This is a genomic window from Shewanella sp. SM73, from assembly GCF_025653795.1.
GTDB lineage: Bacteria > Pseudomonadota > Gammaproteobacteria > Enterobacterales > Shewanellaceae > Shewanella > Shewanella oncorhynchi.
In genome coordinates, this window is the sequence record NZ_JAKKRY010000011.1 from 45,895 (window position 1) to 61,805 (window position 15,911).

The window sequence follows — 15,911 nt, forward strand, 5'->3', positions numbered from 1 at the left end:
TATGACCCTGGATCAAGCAAGTGGTTTACGTATGATGAATCAACCCTATAACGAAAAAGTGAAAGTAATCGCGGTCACTGGTGGCAAAGGAGGCGTGGGTAAAACCAGCGTTTCTATTAATACTGCTGTGGCATTAGCCGAAAAAGGCAAGCGTGTTTTGGTACTTGACGCTGACCTTGGCTTAGCAAACGTCGACGTCATGCTGGGTATTCGTGCCGAGCGTAACCTCTCTCACGTGCTCTCTGGTGATGCAGAGCTTGACGATATTATCGTGCGTGGTCCAAAGGGGATAGGCATAGTTCCAGCCACCTCAGGAACACAGGGGATGGTGGAATTAAGCCCTGCACAACATGCTGGATTAATCCGAGCATTTAGCGAGATGCGGACTCAGTTTGATATTCTAGTCGTAGATACAGCGGCTGGGATCTCGGATATGGTGCTCAGTTTCTCACGTGCTTCGCAGGATGTGCTAGTCGTTGTTTGTGATGAACCTACTTCTATTACCGATGCCTACGCCCTGATTAAAATTCTCAGCCGTGAGCATGGCGTGTTCCGTTTTAAAATAGTTGCCAATATGGTGCGTAGTTTACGCGAAGGTATGGAATTATTTGCTAAACTCAGTAAAGTGACCGACAGATTTTTAGATGTTGCACTTGAATTAGTCGCCACGATTCCATTTGACGAAAACTTACGTAAATCTGTTCGTAAACAAAAATTGGTGGTTGAAGCTTATCCTAAATCACCAGCGGCAATTGCTTATCAAGGATTGGCAAATAAAATTTTGAGCTGGCCTGTGCCGCAGCAACCTGGTGGGCATTTGGAGTTTTTCGTTGAGCGTTTAGTACAACGACCAGATTTTCAAGAGGAAAAAACGAGTGAATAAAGCCGCTGCGTATACTTGTTTAGACAATAAATCGTCGATCGTTGAACAGTATGCTCCGTTGGTTAAAAGAATTGCGCATCATTTACTCGCCAGACTACCTGCATCTGTGCAGTTAGATGATTTACTCCAAGCTGGGATGATGGGGTTACTAGAAGCATCATCCAAGTTTGATGGTGGCAAGGGTGCGAAATTTGAAACCTTCGCCGGCATACGCATACGTGGAGCCATGTTAGATGAAATTCGTCGTGGCGACTGGGTCCCTCGTTCCGTTCATCGTAACAATCGTAAGGTTGCACACGCTATTGATGAGTTAGAGCAAGAACTGGGCCGTGATGCACGCGACACAGAAATTGCAGAAAAACTTGATATGACGCTCGATGAGTACCATCATATTCTTAACGATGTTTCTGTCGGAAAAATCATAGGGATAGAAGATTTAGGCGTATCTCAGGATATACTTACAGTGAGTGATCGGTCCGATGATGATTCATTTGAAGCATTAGCTGAGAACCAATTTCATTCTGCTCTGGTTGAGGCAATTAAATTATTGCCTGAAAGAGATGCATTAGTGTTATCCCTGTACTACGATGAAGCATTGAATTTAAAAGAGATTGGCGCCATTCTTGAAGTCAGTGAATCGCGGGTTAGCCAGATATTAAGTCAGGCAATGTTGCGATTGAAAGCTAAACTCAAGCACTGGACATAAGTATAATTATTAATCGAGCACAGAATGTCAGCTCACCGGAGGAAACCTTGGACAAGAATATGAAGATTCTCATTGTTGACGATTTTTCGACAATGAGGCGTATCATCAAGAACTTGTTGCGAGACTTGGGGTTTAATAACACCCAAGAAGCAGACGATGGCTCAACAGCCCTGCCGATGTTGCAAAAGGGGGATTTTGATTTTGTTGTTACAGATTGGAATATGCCTGGTATGCAAGGAATCGATCTGTTAAAAGCAATTCGCGCTGATGATTCGCTAAAGCATTTACCTGTATTAATGGTGACTGCTGAAGCAAAACGTGAACAGATTATTGCTGCCGCTCAAGCGGGAGTGAATGGTTATGTGGTTAAGCCTTTTACCGCTGCAACGCTGAAAGAGAAGTTAGATAAAATATTCGAACGACTCGCTTGAGCAAGGATGAGCTATGAAGTCACAAACATCAGGGCTCATCACGCTCGAGCAAGCTCAGCATTTAGTTGAATTATTAAGTGCAGGTGAGCAAAGTCAGGCAGATGATTTATTTCGGGAGCTTGCTGCTCCACTGCAACGAGAATTATTCGAAGAAGTAGGTAAATTAACTCGGCAACTTCATAGTGCGCTGATGGATTTTCAAGTTGATAATCGTCTTGCTGAATTAGCCAATACAGAGATCCCCGATGCCAAGCAACGTTTAAATTACGTTATTGACATGACCGAACAAGCTGCAAATAAAACCATGGATGCGGTTGAAGAATGTTTACCTTTGGCTAATGCCGTGACCGTAAATATTCAAAATGTCATGCCATCTTGGGACAGATTAATGCGACGCGAGATAGCGCTGACTGAATTTAAGGGCCTTTGTCACGATGTACAAGACCTTATGTCTCGTAGTGCAAATGACTCGACTCGATTACGTGAATTGCTTAATCAAATTTTGATGGCGCAAGATTTTCAAGACTTAACAGGACAAATAATACGTCGTGTTATTGATCTAGTAATGGAAGTAGAAAGTAATCTGGTTTCTATGCTGACGGTATTTGGTGAGCAACCTATGATTGAAAGTCAGATTGCTCAGAAAAATAATATTGAAGCAGAAGGCCCGATAATGAATGCCGAGCTTCGTCAAGATGTGGTAACGGGTCAAGACGAAGTGGATGATCTTCTATCGAGTCTGGGTTTCTAACTGGGAGTCAATTTGATGGCCTTTGATGTAGATGAAGAGATACTCCAGGACTTTTTAATCGAAGCCGGTGAAATTTTAGAGCTTCTGCAAGAGCAACTCGTTGCGCTTGAAAATAATCCTGATGATACTAACTTGCTGAACGCCATTTTCCGAGGTTTTCATACCGTTAAAGGTGGTGCTGGCTTTCTTAGCTTAACTCCCATGGTTGATGTTTGTCATGAGGCTGAGAATACCTTCGATTTATTGCGGACAGGCAAGCGTAGCGTTAACGCAGAGTTGATGGATATTATTTTGCAGGCTGTTGATGCAATTAATACCATGTTTGCGCAAACCCAGCAGGGCGAGCAACAAGATCCCGCCGATTCAGGTTTGTTAGCGAGACTTAAAATGCTCAGTTCAGGTGCGCCTTTACCATCTGAAGTCGCTTCTGCCAAGGTTGCAGAGCCAGAACCTGTTGTTGAAGTCATTATTGATACTCCTACCCTTCAAGAAATCCCTGCTGACATAAGTGATAACTCATCTTCCATTGAAAATACGTCTTCAAGTATCGATGATATCAATGATGCTGAATTTGAAGCTTTATTGGATGCGCTTCATGGTTCAGGAAAGGGACCTGCGGTCGCTGCTACCACATTTGTATCTGAGCCTGTTGCTGTCAAGCCTGCTGCACCAATTAAAACACCTTCAACATCAGGTGATGACATCACTGATGATGAGTTCGAGGCGTTACTGGATGAACTTCATGGCTCAGGTAAATTTAAAGCTGAGGCTGAAGTGCCTGTTAAACCTAAGGTTGTGGCAACACCTGCGCCTCAACCGATTGTAGATGCTGATGAAATTACCGATGATGAGTTTGAGCGATTACTCGATGAACTCCATGGGAAAGGCGGAGCACCTGCGAAAGCTGAAGTAAAAGCGCCTACGCCCCCTGTTTCGACTGTAGCACCTACTGCTGCACCACATGCTCCTGCGCCAGTAAAAGCCGCAGTACCAGCTCCTGCCCCAGTCGTTGCTGCAAAACCTAAGGTGGAAATTGCGGTTGTCGATAAAGCACCTGCTAAGGCTAGCTCTGCGAATGTGCCTCAGGGTGAAACAACGGTACGTGTAGATACTGCACGACTCGACCAGATCATGAATATGGTGGGTGAGTTAGTGTTAGTGCGTAATCGATTGGTGAGCTTAGGCATCAGCCGTGATGATGAGGAGATGTCGAAAGCTCTCGCGAACTTAGATCTCGTTACTGCCGATTTGCAAGGCGCTGTCATGAAAACCCGTATGCAACCGATCAAGAAAGTGTTTGGTCGTTTCCCTCGGGTGGTACGTGATCTTGCTCGTACACTAAACAAAGAAATTGATTTGATCATGGTCGGTGAAGAAACTGACTTAGATAAAAACCTCGTTGAAGCGCTTGCAGATCCGCTCGTCCACTTAGTGCGTAACTCTGTGGACCATGGTATCGAGATGCCAAACGAGCGTGAAGCCAGTGGTAAGCCAAGAACGGGAACGATTACCTTATCTGCAAGTCAGGAAGGCGACCATATACTGCTGAAAATCGAAGACGATGGCGCAGGCATGGATCCTGAAAAACTCAAAAAAATTGCCATAAACCGTGGTGTGCTCGATGAAGATTCTGCTTCGCGGATGACAGACAGCGAAGCCTATAATTTGATTTTTGCACCAGGTTTTTCAACTAAAGTTGAGATTTCAGATATTTCAGGCCGTGGTGTTGGGATGGACGTGGTAAAAACTCGTATCACCCAGCTGAATGGCACTGTACATATTGATTCCATGAAAGGTAAGGGAACGATACTTGAGATTAAAGTACCGCTAACACTGGCGATTATGCCAACCTTAATGGTCGATGTCGCTAAACAAGTGTTTGCATTACCTCTATCTAGCGTGAATGAGATTTTCCATCTCGATCTCACAAAAACCAATATTGTTGATGGGCAACTGACTGTCATAGTACGTAATAAAGCCGTACCTTTGTTCTATTTGGAACACTGGCTACATAGAAACAAAACGACCTTTAAACATGGCGATAAAAAGCATGGTCATGTGGTTATCGTGCAATTAGGCATGATGCAAATTGGTTTTGTAGTGGATGCCTTAATAGGACAAGAAGAGGTCGTTATTAAGCCTCTTGGCGCTATGTTACATGGCACTCCTGGGATGGCTGGTGCGACAATTACATCGGATGGTGGTATTGCACTGATCTTAGATGTTCCTGGATTGCTAAAGCATTATGCGAAAAGTAAGAATTAGTTTCCAAGCTAAGGAATGGAATGGCCATTAAAGTATTAGTCGTTGATGACTCAAGTTTTTTCAGACGACGTGTTAGCGAAATTGTCAATCAAGATCCTGAACTGGAAGTTATCGCGACGGCCTCAAATGGGGCCGAAGCGGTGAAGTTGGCTGCTGAGCTTAATCCCCAAGTTATCACTATGGATATTGAGATGCCTGTCATGGATGGTATTACTGCTGTTCGTGAAATCATGGCTAAGTGTCCGACTCCGATCTTGATGTTTTCTTCTTTAACCCATGATGGCGCTAAAGCAACGTTAGACGCTTTAGATGCTGGTGCATTAGATTTTCTACCTAAACGTTTTGAAGATATTGCGACCAACAAAGATGATGCCATTTTATTGTTGCAACAAAGAGTTAAGGCATTGGGACGACGCAGAATGTTTCGTCCGATTGCACGTCCTGTGGTTGCGCCAACACCTAGTGCGCGTCCAACAGGTAGCGTTTTAGGTACAACCAGTATATCGGCTCATACGCCTGTCGCAGCTCCTGTTAGAACCTCAACGGCAACGACGATTCGTGCAAGTGGTAAGCAGTATAAATTATTGCTGATCGGTACATCTACTGGTGGTCCGGTTGCGCTGCAAAAAATACTCACGCAGTTTCCAGCAAACTATCCGCATCCTATTTTATTAATCCAGCATATGCCTGCTGCCTTTACCCCTGCATTTGCGAGTCGTTTAAATGGCTTATGTAAGATTGAAGTAAAAGAGGCCGCTAATGGCGATCTGCTTAAACCGGGTTGTGCATATTTAGCGCCGGGTGGTATGCAAATGATGGTTGAACGTACTGGAACAAGTGGCCGATTAAAAGTTATCGCTGGCAGTGCTGATATGAATTACAAGCCCTGTGTGGATATCACCTTTGCTTCTGCTTCTAAAGCCTTTAGTGGTGATGTGCTTGCTGTTGTATTAACTGGCATGGGGGCGGATGGCAGAGAAGGCGCACGGATGTTGAAAGCTGTAGGCGCTACCATTTGGGCGCAAGATGAAGCCAGTTGTGTGGTTTATGGTATGCCACAAGCCGTTGCGAGTGCAGGGATTGCCACCCAGTCAATAGCCTTAGACAACATGGCCGAATGTATTTTAAAAGAGTCTGTTCGTGTCTAAAAATCAATATCCGATGAGCACAAATAGTGTGCTCATCATCTTGTTGATGGGCATAGCCATTTTGGTTCTTGGTGCCTTAAGCCTTGATTACAAGCGTAAGAATAGTTTGCTGCAGGCGGATATAAAACGTTTGGAATCGACTCAGGTGCTGTTAATGGTACCTGACGAACAGGCTGAAGCCATTGCAACTTGGTTAGCGTCTCATCCCGATCAGACTAAAGCAATGTTGCAATTAGCGGCTCCTGGTGAGCAGAAGGCTGTAGCGATTGGTCCTGAGCCGGTACAAAATAGCATTCCGCCTTTGCTGGGCAAACCAGATACTGAAATAGATACGGCGAAGGAAAAAACTAATCTGGAATCCTCTATTCCTAAACAGCTTCAAGCGCCAGAAAAAGAGGTTAAAGCTGTTTCTCAGACAATTGCCCCCCAAAATGCAGAGATGCTGCCCGTGGTGATATCTGAGAATGCCGATGGTGTCAAAGTGATTAGTTTGCCCAATGGCGGCATTCGTGTCACGACCAGAAAAGAGCAGTAATTTTTAGAATTTGTGAACTCACAATTTTCTAGTTCATTAGCATATTAACCAGTATAGGTAGGGGTCACTTCTTGAAAGTCTGGACCATAGCGAATCAAAAAGGTGGCGTAGGTAAAACCACGACGGTAGCGAGTTTAGCGGGAACATTAGCTAAGCGTGGCAAGCGTGTTCTTATGATAGATACCGATCCACATGCTTCGTTAGGTTATTACTTAGGTATTGATTCTGAAGAGGTTCCAGGCTCGTTGTTTGATGTTTTTCTTGCTCATAAAAACCTTTCTAAGGAACTCGTTTTATCCCATGTTGTGCCAACCTTAGTCGATGGTTTAGATTTATTACCTGCAACTATGGCATTGGCTACCTTAGACAGAGCCTTAGGTCATCAAGAAGGAATGGGATTAGTACTACGTAATTTATTAGCACTGGTTGCTGATGATTATGATGTTGCTATCGTTGATTGCCCACCCGTACTCGGGGTATTAATGGTCAATGCGCTTGCGGCAAGTCAGCATATCATTATTCCTGTGCAGACGGAGTTTCTTGCCATTAAAGGGCTAGAGCGGATGATTAAAACAATGGAGTTAATGGGGCGATCTAAGAAGACGCGCTACAGTTACACTGTTGTGCCAACCATGTACGATAAACGCACCAAAGCATCACCTGCGGCTTTGCAAGTTCTTGGTGCCGAATACAGTGATACTTTGTGGAAAGACGTTATTCCAGTAGACACTAAGTTTAGAGATGCCAGTTTGGCACATTTACCAGCATCGCATTATGCGAGTGGTTGCCGCGGCGTTAAAGCCTATGAAAGATTATTAGATTTCTTATTAGTTGGGGAGTTTGGCCATGTCAAAATCGGTTGATGAAACTGTTTTTGATTTTTTCGCATTATTGCTGCAGGAAGACGACAGTCCAAACCAGATTGTTTCCCCTCACAGCATTGTAAAAGCAGACTCAAATCAAAATGTTGCCGTTAATCAAACGGAGGCAGCATTGCTCGATGCGGCAATTTTGGCTGAAAATGGTCGCACTGCCGCACCGCAGAATGTAGAGAAGGCCATAACGCCTACTGCGCAGTTGCAGCCAAAAGCGGCGCCAAGACAACATGAGTTTGTTGCTCCGGTAAGCCAGGTTGTAGCTCAAGTGAATAAGCAAGCGTTAGAGAAATTACTAGCGCCAGTACTAAAGACTGCAAGGTTAGAATCGATACCACCTTCAGTAGAGATAGCGCCACCTATTGATGTTCAACCTGCTGTGGTGGAAGTACCACAAGCTCAGCCTGTTGTTAATGAAACCGTTGAGCCAGTGGTTGTGCCAGAAACACAAGTCGGCATTACGCCTCCTAGTGTGACAAAAGATTTGCAAGAAGTGCTCGATGATGAGTTTCAGGTACTATTCTTTAAAGTAGCAGGGCTGACATTGGCTGTGCCTTTGGTGAGTTTAGGCGGAATAGTAAAAGTTGAGCGGATAAACCACATCTTTGGTCGACCCGCATGGTTTCTTGGTGTACAGACGCATAGGGAGGAGCAATTGAACATTGTTGATACTTGTGCGTGGGTTATGCCAGAAAAATACACAGATAAACTGGCGCAATCAGTAAATTATCAATATCTTGTATTATTAGAAGGCAGTAACTGGGGATTGACTTGTGAGTCCTTGGTCAATGCGGTAAAAATTAATAAGTCGCAAGTCAACTGGCGTAGTCAAGCGGGTAAACGCCCTTGGTTAGCGGGTGTAGTGAAAGAACAGATGTGTGGCATTTTGCACGTACAAGCCTTAGTTGAAATGCTTAATGCGGGTTTAGGTTGTCAGGACTCAATTGGTTGAGGTAAACATGAAAGATACAAGAAATGTAGCAGCAGTCGCTGCAAGTAAAGATGATGCAGTATTACAATGGGTTACCTTTAAGTTGGACCATGAAACTTACGGTATCAACGTAATGCAAGTGCAGGAAGTGCTGCGTTATACTGAAATTGCTCCCGTACCTGGTGCTCCCTATTATGTACTAGGGATCATTAACTTACGTGGTAATGTCGTCACTGTAATTGATACCCGCTCACGTTTTGGATTGCAGTCTGCTGAAGTTGATGATTCAACCCGAATCGTTATCATCGAAGCTGAAAAGCAGGTCATTGGTATCTTAGTTGATAGTGTTGCAGAAGTAGTTTATTTGCGCCGCTCTGAAATTGACAATGCGCCTAATGTTGGAACGGAAGAGAGTGCTAAGTTTATTCAAGGCGTGAGCAATCGCGACAATGAATTACTTATCTTAGTTGATCTCGACAAATTATTGTCCGACGAAGAATGGGCCGAGTTGACTCAGATCTAATCAATGAGTGTGATAAGGCTGAATGATTAGAATTCATTCAGCCATTTTGTTTATTTGCGAATAAATCGATGATGTTGAGTATTTACGATTTATGGGTAGACGAAGTCTTTTTATAATAGCTTGAACAATGGCCAATTATATTGGTGACGTTAAGTGAGCACTTTGGAATAGATAACTCAATTGTAAGCCAGCTCCAAATCTATGGCTTTGAGTGAGTATAAGGATTTTTGATGGGCGATGAATTTTTGATCGCAGCGTTAGTCTATGTCATCGCATGCTTAGGGTTAGTACTCTTTTTACAAAAGCAATTGAGTAAATTAAGAAGCAAAGTTGAGGCATTGACTGTGTTAGTTAAAGAGGGCGATCGGCAGCGAGAGTCTTTTAAACGCGAATTGCAAGAATTACGCAGTGGCACAATCGGTGTAGGCCGTCGTGTTATTGAATTAGAAAAACGCATACTGCAACAGTCTGAACGTATTGAAGAGACGACTCAACAGGATCCACAGGCAAAACTTTATACTCGAGCAATGAAGATGGTCGCGCTTGGTGCTGGTGTCGACGAATTGATTAAGGAATGCGAATTACCTAAAGCTGAAGCCGAGCTGTTGATCCGTCTGCATCGTAAGTAATCGGTAGCCAATTGAACACTAAAAGCTAATTTTCTGAATTAGCTTTTTTATTTTATGCCTTCTCGACAATTTTTTTATGCATATTATTCCATTGCTCAGGAAATTTACCGTCGAGCATATACACAAATGCAATCAGTTCGGCGATAAGCAGGTAAAGCTCCTTGGGAATTTCCTCTCCTAACTCTAGCAATTGCAAAAAATGGCTCAGATGGGGATCTTGATGGATATAAACGCCGTTAGCCTTAGCTAAGGCAATAATTTCCTCTGCGATAAGCCCTTCACCAGTCGCGACTATTTTAGGAGCGTTACGACCATCGTAGCTCAGTGCGACAGCTTGTTTAGGTTCACTCTCTTCGCTCATATCGTTATTCCCAATGTTTTGTATAATGAACTCAATATTAGTGTTGGAACATTGTCACTCACTAAGCTTTTGTTTTTACGAGGAAATGATCGCCAGGTAATAAGGTTGCTGGTACTTGCGCTATTTGAGTTGATAGTTCACCAGGCGTAAAACCCAGTTGTGATAGTTTTTGGCTTAAGGGCGTTAAAAAGTTATTAACCTTATTAAGTAGTATCTGACTATTGCCTTTGAACTGGATATCTAATTGTTGATTGTGGTTTTGGGCTGAAATCAGCAGAGGTCCTTGTGCTAGGTTAAACTTCAGTTGTAAACGCCATCCTATTTTTTTATCTGGGTCATCAGGATCGGCTTCTTGCTCAAATTTCCCTTCCAGTTGCTCCTGTCGTTGGTTAATACCATAGGGCAGGGCGAAGAACCACACTAAATTGCCTGCGCTCTCATTACTTGCCTGTTGGTATAAATGCAGGTTAGAGGCTAATAGTCCCATGCTATCAAGGCCTCCTGCTTTGCTCAGTTGCCCAAGTAGTTTAGTGGAGAAGCCCACTTTAGCTTGTAACTGTTCAAGGTAGTCGGCAAGCTTTTTGCTCACGGAATTCGAATTGTTATTGGCTTTAAAGCCAAGTAGCAGCTGAAAAAGTGAGGTAATTGCACTCCCATTCATGAGCATAGAGGCTTGATTTGATTGAGGCGTAGCAAGATTTAGACTCGCTAGACCGAGAATATTGGCTTTGAGCTCATCGATATCATTTAATTGGCTCAGTGGTGGTAGCCCTAAATGCGGTAGGAGTTTCAATAACTCAGATGCTAAATTCGAGTTGCTATTAGAACGAGATAGCTCAATAGGAAGTGCCCCCGCTTTATTGAACGCTTTTTGTAAGACATCAGCTACTTTTATCGAAGTATCAGTCTTAGCATCATTGCCTTGTTGTTCACTCTTTTGGCTACTGGATCCTAAAATATTCTTAAGTTTGTTTATGTCTGTAGGACTCACACTTAGGATTTCTTGTGACGTTTTTGAGCCTTGAGGTAACCCGTTTTTGCTATTTACGTTTTCACCCATTTGTGATGCCGGTGATTGACCCTCAAGCCGATTTTCAAGGGCTGAGTTTTGGGTGCTGATCTGACCTAGGTCTTTAGTTGTTGGCGTTATGACTTGCGCGTTAGAGATATTCTGTGAGCCAGTCGCAGTAGGCGCTGATGGAATATCTACTTTACTTTGAAGCTGCATTATATCGACTTTGGCCGTCACAATTTGTTTTGTGGGCTCAGGTAGAAAGTTGATATTTTCGAGTTTTTTTAGAAAGGAGGCAATGATCTGGGCTGGTTCAATTTTCGCGATCACAAGATCAGAAGATGGTTTATTTGTGGGAACCTGAGTTTCATTTACTGGCGCCCCAATTATGATTTCGAGTTTGCTCTGTATTGGGGTGAGTAATAAAATAGGGCGCCCTTGTTGAAAGGCTATTTTCGCGATGAATTCACCTTGATTCAGCTGGGGTCCTGGATCTTGTGCTACAACGGTACCATTAGCAAATTGAAACTCCTTGTTAACTATAGTGACGTTGGGTAATGGATAGCCCTGTGTGCGAGCCGCGAGTGCAGAAAGCTGCGTCTGAGAGATGCCATTTTGTTGCGCCAGATTGATCACTGCCTCAGGGATTTTCAGTACGAGAGGTGTAGCTAACGCAAGCAGTTGGCTAGTTGAGTTTTGCACTATTGTAGTTGGAGTTGAGCTGTTTTGCGCATTGGGCGTGACTAAAAAGCTATTAGCAGTCAACAATATTTGCCGCTGTTGAGCATTAACTAGCTTTAAATTATATTCTGTACCGTTTAGAATAATACTATCTCCCTCAGGTGATGTTTGCACCTGAGCCGGAATGGGGCGTGGAGTAGCATTGAGGGCATCAGTGTGGGCCATCGCAGTGTGTAACTGCGAATTTTGACTGCTGACAAGTGGAATCGACTCCATTTAATGACCTTATATAGTTTATCCTGCGATACATTCGTTTAGTAAAATTAACAATTGACCAATTTTTTTTGCCAAGTATGCTTATGCGCCTTGTGACAAAGGAACTGTCATACTGGATAGTATGCCACTAAGACGAATTATCTTTATATCGTCATTTTTGTATTGTCACTTTAGCGAAAATTTGATGTCTAAACTGTACATTTATATTAAGAGAGCGATATGAAGTTAAAATGGATGGGATTATCTTTGGGGTTAATGCTGTTGCCTAAAGTGCAATCGGCTGAAGTATCCCTATCAGATACCATTCAGCAGGAAACACCTGCTAAGGTACAAATTACCTATGATGATCCCCGCGATCCGTTCGAAGGCTTTAACCGAGCTATGTGGGACTTCAACTATCTCTACCTAGATAGATATTTATATCGTCCTGTAGCCCATGGTTATAACGATTATATTCCTACGCCTGCTAAAACAGGTATCAATAACTTTGTGCAGAATTTAGAGGAACCTAGCAGCTTAGTAAACAACGTGCTGCAGGGTAAGTGGGGCTGGGCAGCTAATGCCGGTGGACGCTTTACAATCAATTCTACTGTCGGCTTATTAGGTGTCATTGATGTCGCTGACATGATGGGTATGAGCCGCAAGCAAGATGAGTTTAATGAAGTGCTGGGTTATTATGGGGTGCCTAATGGACCTTACTTCATGGCGCCATTTGCGGGTCCTTATGTTGTGCGAGAACTCGCGTCTGATTGGGTTGATGGTCTATACTTCCCATTGTCTGAGTTAACAATGTGGCAATCCATTGTTAAATGGGGACTTAAAAACCTTCATTCTAGAGCATCAGCAATCGATCAAGAGCGACTTGTTGATAATGCACTCGATCCTTATGCCTTTGTCAAAGATGCATATTTACAGCACATGGACTATAAAGTCTATGATGGTAATGTCCCTCAAAAGCAAGATGATGATGAGTTGCTCGATCAGTATATGCAGGAGCTTGAGTAACCCTATTGGCCGTACTTGTCAGCATTTGTCTTTAGTCATCAAATGCTAGCCTTGTTAGATTTTGTTATTGGCATATTCACTTGAGTAATGGCTATGCGATGAACTTTATTCGGGAACCTTTATGGCGTTAAATGGTGTTGCGGTTCTTTTAGTTGAAGATGACCCCGTGTTTAGGCAGATTGTTGCAAGCTTTCTCGATAGCAGAGGTGCGCAAGTCACACAAGCCTGTGATGGTGAACAAGGATTGTCAGTTTTTAAATCGCAGCGCTTCGATATTGTCCTTGCAGACTTGAGTATGCCTAAGCTCGGTGGGCTTGATATGCTTAAGGAAATGACAAGGTTAGCACCTTTAGTGCCTTCTATCGTGATCTCGGGTAATAATGTCATGGCTGACGTCGTTGAAGCCTTACGTATTGGCGCAAGTGATTATCTCGTTAAGCCAGTATCTGATTTATTTATTATTGAACAAGCCATTAAACAAAGCCTTCATAGTTCCTACATTGATGATACTCAAGCCGCAGATTTTGACGCGCTATCCCACCAAGAATTAAGTGATAATCTAGCATTGCTTGAGCAAAGTGTTGCTGCAGCAAAACAAGTTCAGCAACAACTCTTTCCCGCTTCAAATATTAGTTATCCGGCAGCCAAGGTTGACTATAGCCTTTATAAAAATAGCGATATAAGCAGTTATTTCATTGATTCAACTATGGTTGGTAGCGATCATCTGATTATGTACATGGCCCATTTGTACCCAGAGGATAATCGAGCCGCGTTTGCTTGCGTTCTGCTTAGAAGTTTTGTTAATCAGAAGCTTAAAGATTTTCGAAATGGCCAGAGTCAAAGCATTATTGAACCATTCAATATGATGAGCTATTTGAACGAGCGTTTAGTGAAATCTGGTCTCGATATTAAAGCCGATATGATTTATGTTGCCATTGAGCTAACTAAGTACCGTGCTGCTATTGCACAGGCGGGTAAGGGGCTGCGTTGTTATCTGCGTAATGATGAGGGATTAAGCCCGTTAGCACTGCCTGAGAGTCTTCAGCTTGGCGTGTTAGACTGGGGTAAACCGAGCATTCAGTTCCGCAGTATTTTACCGCAAGAACAGTTATGTATTGCGACAAGTGAGCCTGAGCATAAACAAGCTTTACTTGATAACAAGTTTAAGGGTTTAGTCTATGATGCAACGCTACCTGCTGGTGGTTTTCTACAGTTAAGCCTTTAGTTTTTTGACGCTTTGGCGAAATTGAGTATGTAACCGAATAGCTGACTTAACAAAAACGCCTTACTCTTGCGAGTAAGGCGTTTTGTTTTAACAGTCAAAAACAGTCGAACAGGATAATTAACGTTTTATCGCTTCATGTTCAGCCGTCACTGCAATTTCACTTTCTAAGGCTTCAGCCTCAGTGTGATGCTTGGTTTCTGCGCCATGCATCCAATCGACTAATTTGTCAGCCATAAAATACAGGATCACGCCAGACAGAGCCGCTGTAATCGCGATACCAGCAAAAATTGACATAGCATTAGCAAGTTGTTCCTCTTTGCCACCACCGTGACCAATCAAAGAGCCTACGACCCCTGCAACCTTGTTCGCCATCGCAATAAACAGGAACCAAGCGCCCATCATCAAAGAGGCAATACGCAGTGGAGCAAGCTTAGTCACCATAGACAAGCCAATAGGTGACAAACATAATTCACCCATAGTATGGAAGAAATAAGCACCCACTAACCACCACATGCTTGATTTCGCAGTAGGATCGCTACCCATCTCAACCACAGCGCCAATCATGAACAAGAAGCCAATCGCCAATAAGAACAAACCTAAGGCAAATTTTACTGGCGAATTAGGTTCATTTTTACCTAAACGGATCCAGATAGAAGCAATTACAGGGGCAAATAACACAATAAAAATAGCGTTTAGCGATTGGAAATAAGTCGTTGGCACTTCCCAAGTACCTATGTAACGGTCAGTAAACTCATTGGTAAATAAGTTCATTAACCCGCCCGCTTGTTCAAAACCCGCCCAGAAAATAATAGTGAACAAACCCAGTACCATAATTACCTTGAGACGATCACGCTCAATTTTAGTAAGTGGTTCTTTACGGGTATTACCTAGCTTAGCCTGGCGTTCACGTTCTAGCTTGGCCGCTGGCACGGTACCAATGTTACCTAACAGTTTTTGAGCAAATAAAAATTGAATCACCAGCGACAGCAGCATCCCAATACCAGCACAGAAGAAACCTGCCTGCCAGTTATTAACAAAAACCTCTTGGCCATTAACCATTTCAGTGTGGCCAAAGCTAGTATAAGCCCAAGCAACAATAAAGCCGGATAATGCCGCACCTAAATTGATTCCCATATAGAAAATAGTAAATGCACCATCGCGACGGTGATCACCTTCCTCGTAGAGATCTCCCACCATAGTGGAAATGTTCGGCTTAAACAAACCATTACCCAGAATGAGTGTACCTAGACCGATATAAAAAATGGTCGTTTCAATACCAGGAAACCAAGCATGAGGCGCAGCTAGCGTAAATTGGCCTGCCGCCATTAACGCGCCACCAAAATAAATGGCTTTGCGCTGTCCCAGAAAATTATCAGCTAACCAACCACCAATCAGCGGCGTTAAATACACTAACGCAGTAAAAGTACCATACAAGGATAAAGCGTCAGCTTGGCTAAATCCTAAGCCGCCACCGCCTTGTTTACCCACCTGATCAACTAAATACAGTACCAAAATGGCACGCATTGCATAATAACTAAATCGTTCCCAAAGTTCTGTTGTAAACAGCAGGAACAATCCCTTGGGATGCCCAAGCATCGTTCCTTGTGGTTTTGCTACGCTCATGAAGTCTTCCACCTTAAGCTCGTGATTGCCTGTGGGCCCCTGAAACAGGAT

16 protein-coding genes are annotated in these 15,911 nt (G+C 43.4%); 13 read left to right on the top strand and 3 right to left on the bottom strand.

Going from position 1 to position 15,911, the window contains the following annotated elements; translation table 11 throughout:
* The first annotated feature begins 1 nt into the window (after window position 1).
* The 11 genes from L5M51_RS15225 to L5M51_RS15275 all read left to right on the top strand — a co-directional run bounded on the left by L5M51_RS15225 (window position 2) and on the right by L5M51_RS15275 (window position 9,677).
* Complete coding sequence (locus L5M51_RS15225) at window positions 2-883, top strand: MinD/ParA family protein (protein ID WP_006082389.1); 882 nt, start codon at window positions 2-4, stop codon at window positions 881-883.
* On the top strand, window positions 876-1,589 hold the full coding sequence (locus tag L5M51_RS15230) for an RNA polymerase sigma factor FliA (RefSeq protein WP_028761175.1): 714 nt from the start codon (window positions 876-878) through the stop codon (window positions 1,587-1,589). The genes L5M51_RS15225 and L5M51_RS15230 overlap by 8 nt, the downstream gene beginning before the upstream one ends.
* Window positions 1,590-1,636: 47 nt before the next feature.
* The gene (gene cheY / locus L5M51_RS15235; protein WP_007649667.1) at window positions 1,637-2,020 is read left to right on the top strand and encodes a chemotaxis response regulator CheY; all 384 of its coding nucleotides are present in this window, start codon (window positions 1,637-1,639) and stop codon (window positions 2,018-2,020) included.
* A gap of 13 nt (window positions 2,021-2,033) precedes the next feature.
* A complete protein-coding gene (locus tag L5M51_RS15240; RefSeq protein WP_028761174.1) occupies window positions 2,034-2,771 on the top strand; it encodes a protein phosphatase CheZ in 738 nt (245 codons plus the stop codon).
* Between the two features lie 15 nt (window positions 2,772-2,786).
* Entirely contained in the window at window positions 2,787-5,036 is a 2,250-nt protein-coding gene (locus L5M51_RS15245) for a chemotaxis protein CheA (RefSeq protein ID WP_263173587.1), read from the top strand.
* 20 nt (window positions 5,037-5,056) lie between these two features.
* The gene (locus tag L5M51_RS15250) at window positions 5,057-6,184 is read left to right on the top strand and encodes a chemotaxis response regulator protein-glutamate methylesterase (RefSeq protein WP_263173589.1); all 1,128 of its coding nucleotides are present in this window, start codon (window positions 5,057-5,059) and stop codon (window positions 6,182-6,184) included.
* A gap of 13 nt (window positions 6,185-6,197) precedes the next feature.
* Window positions 6,198-6,719 carry a membrane anchored protein in chemotaxis locus gene (locus tag L5M51_RS15255; RefSeq protein ID WP_173248599.1) on the top strand — a complete coding sequence of 174 codons (522 nt, stop codon included), beginning with the start codon at window positions 6,198-6,200 and terminating at the stop codon, window positions 6,717-6,719.
* 71 nt (window positions 6,720-6,790) lie between these two features.
* Window positions 6,791-7,582, top strand: coding sequence for a ParA family protein (locus tag L5M51_RS15260; RefSeq protein WP_028761170.1), 792 nt, complete (start codon window positions 6,791-6,793; stop codon window positions 7,580-7,582).
* Window positions 7,566-8,546, top strand: a complete 981-nt coding sequence (locus L5M51_RS15265; RefSeq protein ID WP_263173592.1) for a chemotaxis protein CheW — start codon at window positions 7,566-7,568, stop codon at window positions 8,544-8,546. The genes L5M51_RS15260 and L5M51_RS15265 overlap by 17 nt, the downstream gene beginning before the upstream one ends.
* A 7-nt stretch (window positions 8,547-8,553) precedes the next feature.
* Window positions 8,554-9,048: a chemotaxis protein CheW gene (locus tag L5M51_RS15270; protein WP_006082380.1), complete on the top strand. Its 495-nt coding sequence runs from the start codon at window positions 8,554-8,556 to the stop codon at window positions 9,046-9,048.
* Window positions 9,049-9,278: 230 nt separating this feature from the next.
* Window positions 9,279-9,677 (top strand): DUF2802 domain-containing protein, encoded by a 399-nt coding sequence (locus L5M51_RS15275; protein WP_028761168.1) that lies wholly within the window; start codon window positions 9,279-9,281, stop codon window positions 9,675-9,677.
* 52 nt (window positions 9,678-9,729) lie between these two features.
* Here the strand turns inward: L5M51_RS15275 and L5M51_RS15280 are convergent, their stop codons facing one another.
* Both L5M51_RS15280 and L5M51_RS15285 read right to left on the bottom strand, forming a co-directional pair.
* Window positions 9,730-10,038: an EscU/YscU/HrcU family type III secretion system export apparatus switch protein gene (locus L5M51_RS15280; RefSeq protein WP_028761167.1), complete on the bottom strand. Its 309-nt coding sequence runs from the start codon at window positions 10,036-10,038 to the stop codon at window positions 9,730-9,732.
* A 61-nt stretch (window positions 10,039-10,099) separates the two neighbouring features.
* Window positions 10,100-12,007: a hypothetical protein gene (locus L5M51_RS15285; protein WP_263173594.1), complete on the bottom strand. Its 1,908-nt coding sequence runs from the start codon at window positions 12,005-12,007 to the stop codon at window positions 10,100-10,102.
* A 219-nt stretch (window positions 12,008-12,226) separates the two neighbouring features.
* Here L5M51_RS15285 and L5M51_RS15290 point away from each other — a divergent pair, with 219 nt between their 5' ends.
* Both L5M51_RS15290 and L5M51_RS15295 read left to right on the top strand, forming a co-directional pair.
* Complete coding sequence (locus L5M51_RS15290; protein WP_028761165.1) at window positions 12,227-13,012, top strand: VacJ family lipoprotein; 786 nt, start codon at window positions 12,227-12,229, stop codon at window positions 13,010-13,012.
* Between the two features lie 121 nt (window positions 13,013-13,133).
* Window positions 13,134-14,237 (top strand): response regulator, encoded by a 1,104-nt coding sequence (locus L5M51_RS15295; protein ID WP_263173597.1) that lies wholly within the window; start codon window positions 13,134-13,136, stop codon window positions 14,235-14,237.
* Between the two features lie 117 nt (window positions 14,238-14,354).
* On the opposite strand, the gene L5M51_RS15300 is transcribed toward L5M51_RS15295, so the two are convergent.
* Window positions 14,355-15,860: a peptide MFS transporter gene (locus L5M51_RS15300; protein WP_173497653.1), complete on the bottom strand. Its 1,506-nt coding sequence runs from the start codon at window positions 15,858-15,860 to the stop codon at window positions 14,355-14,357.
* Window positions 15,861-15,911: the final 51 nt, after the last annotated feature.

What these genes read in the sequence shown, in the direction of transcription:
- L5M51_RS15245 (WP_263173587.1), top strand. Translation starts at nt 2,787, where the DNA reads ATGGCCTTTGATGTAGATGAAGAGATACTCCAGGACTTTTTAATCGAA.
- L5M51_RS15240 (WP_028761174.1), top strand. Translation starts at nt 2,034, where the DNA reads ATGAAGTCACAAACATCAGGGCTCATCACGCTCGAGCAAGCTCAGCAT.
- L5M51_RS15290 (WP_028761165.1), top strand. Translation starts at nt 12,227, where the DNA reads ATGAAGTTAAAATGGATGGGATTATCTTTGGGGTTAATGCTGTTGCCT.
- L5M51_RS15255 (WP_173248599.1), top strand. Translation starts at nt 6,198, where the DNA reads ATGAGCACAAATAGTGTGCTCATCATCTTGTTGATGGGCATAGCCATT.
- L5M51_RS15285 (WP_263173594.1), bottom strand. Translation starts at nt 12,007, where the DNA reads ATGGAGTCGATTCCACTTGTCAGCAGTCAAAATTCGCAGTTACACACT.
- L5M51_RS15300 (WP_173497653.1), bottom strand. Translation starts at nt 15,860, where the DNA reads ATGAGCGTAGCAAAACCACAAGGAACGATGCTTGGGCATCCCAAGGGA.
- L5M51_RS15250 (WP_263173589.1), top strand. Translation starts at nt 5,057, where the DNA reads ATGGCCATTAAAGTATTAGTCGTTGATGACTCAAGTTTTTTCAGACGA.
- L5M51_RS15265 (WP_263173592.1), top strand. Translation starts at nt 7,566, where the DNA reads ATGTCAAAATCGGTTGATGAAACTGTTTTTGATTTTTTCGCATTATTG.
- L5M51_RS15225 (WP_006082389.1), top strand. Translation starts at nt 2, where the DNA reads ATGACCCTGGATCAAGCAAGTGGTTTACGTATGATGAATCAACCCTAT.
- L5M51_RS15295 (WP_263173597.1), top strand. Translation starts at nt 13,134, where the DNA reads ATGGCGTTAAATGGTGTTGCGGTTCTTTTAGTTGAAGATGACCCCGTG.
- L5M51_RS15275 (WP_028761168.1), top strand. Translation starts at nt 9,279, where the DNA reads ATGGGCGATGAATTTTTGATCGCAGCGTTAGTCTATGTCATCGCATGC.
- L5M51_RS15270 (WP_006082380.1), top strand. Translation starts at nt 8,554, where the DNA reads ATGAAAGATACAAGAAATGTAGCAGCAGTCGCTGCAAGTAAAGATGAT.
- L5M51_RS15280 (WP_028761167.1), bottom strand. Translation starts at nt 10,038, where the DNA reads ATGAGCGAAGAGAGTGAACCTAAACAAGCTGTCGCACTGAGCTACGAT.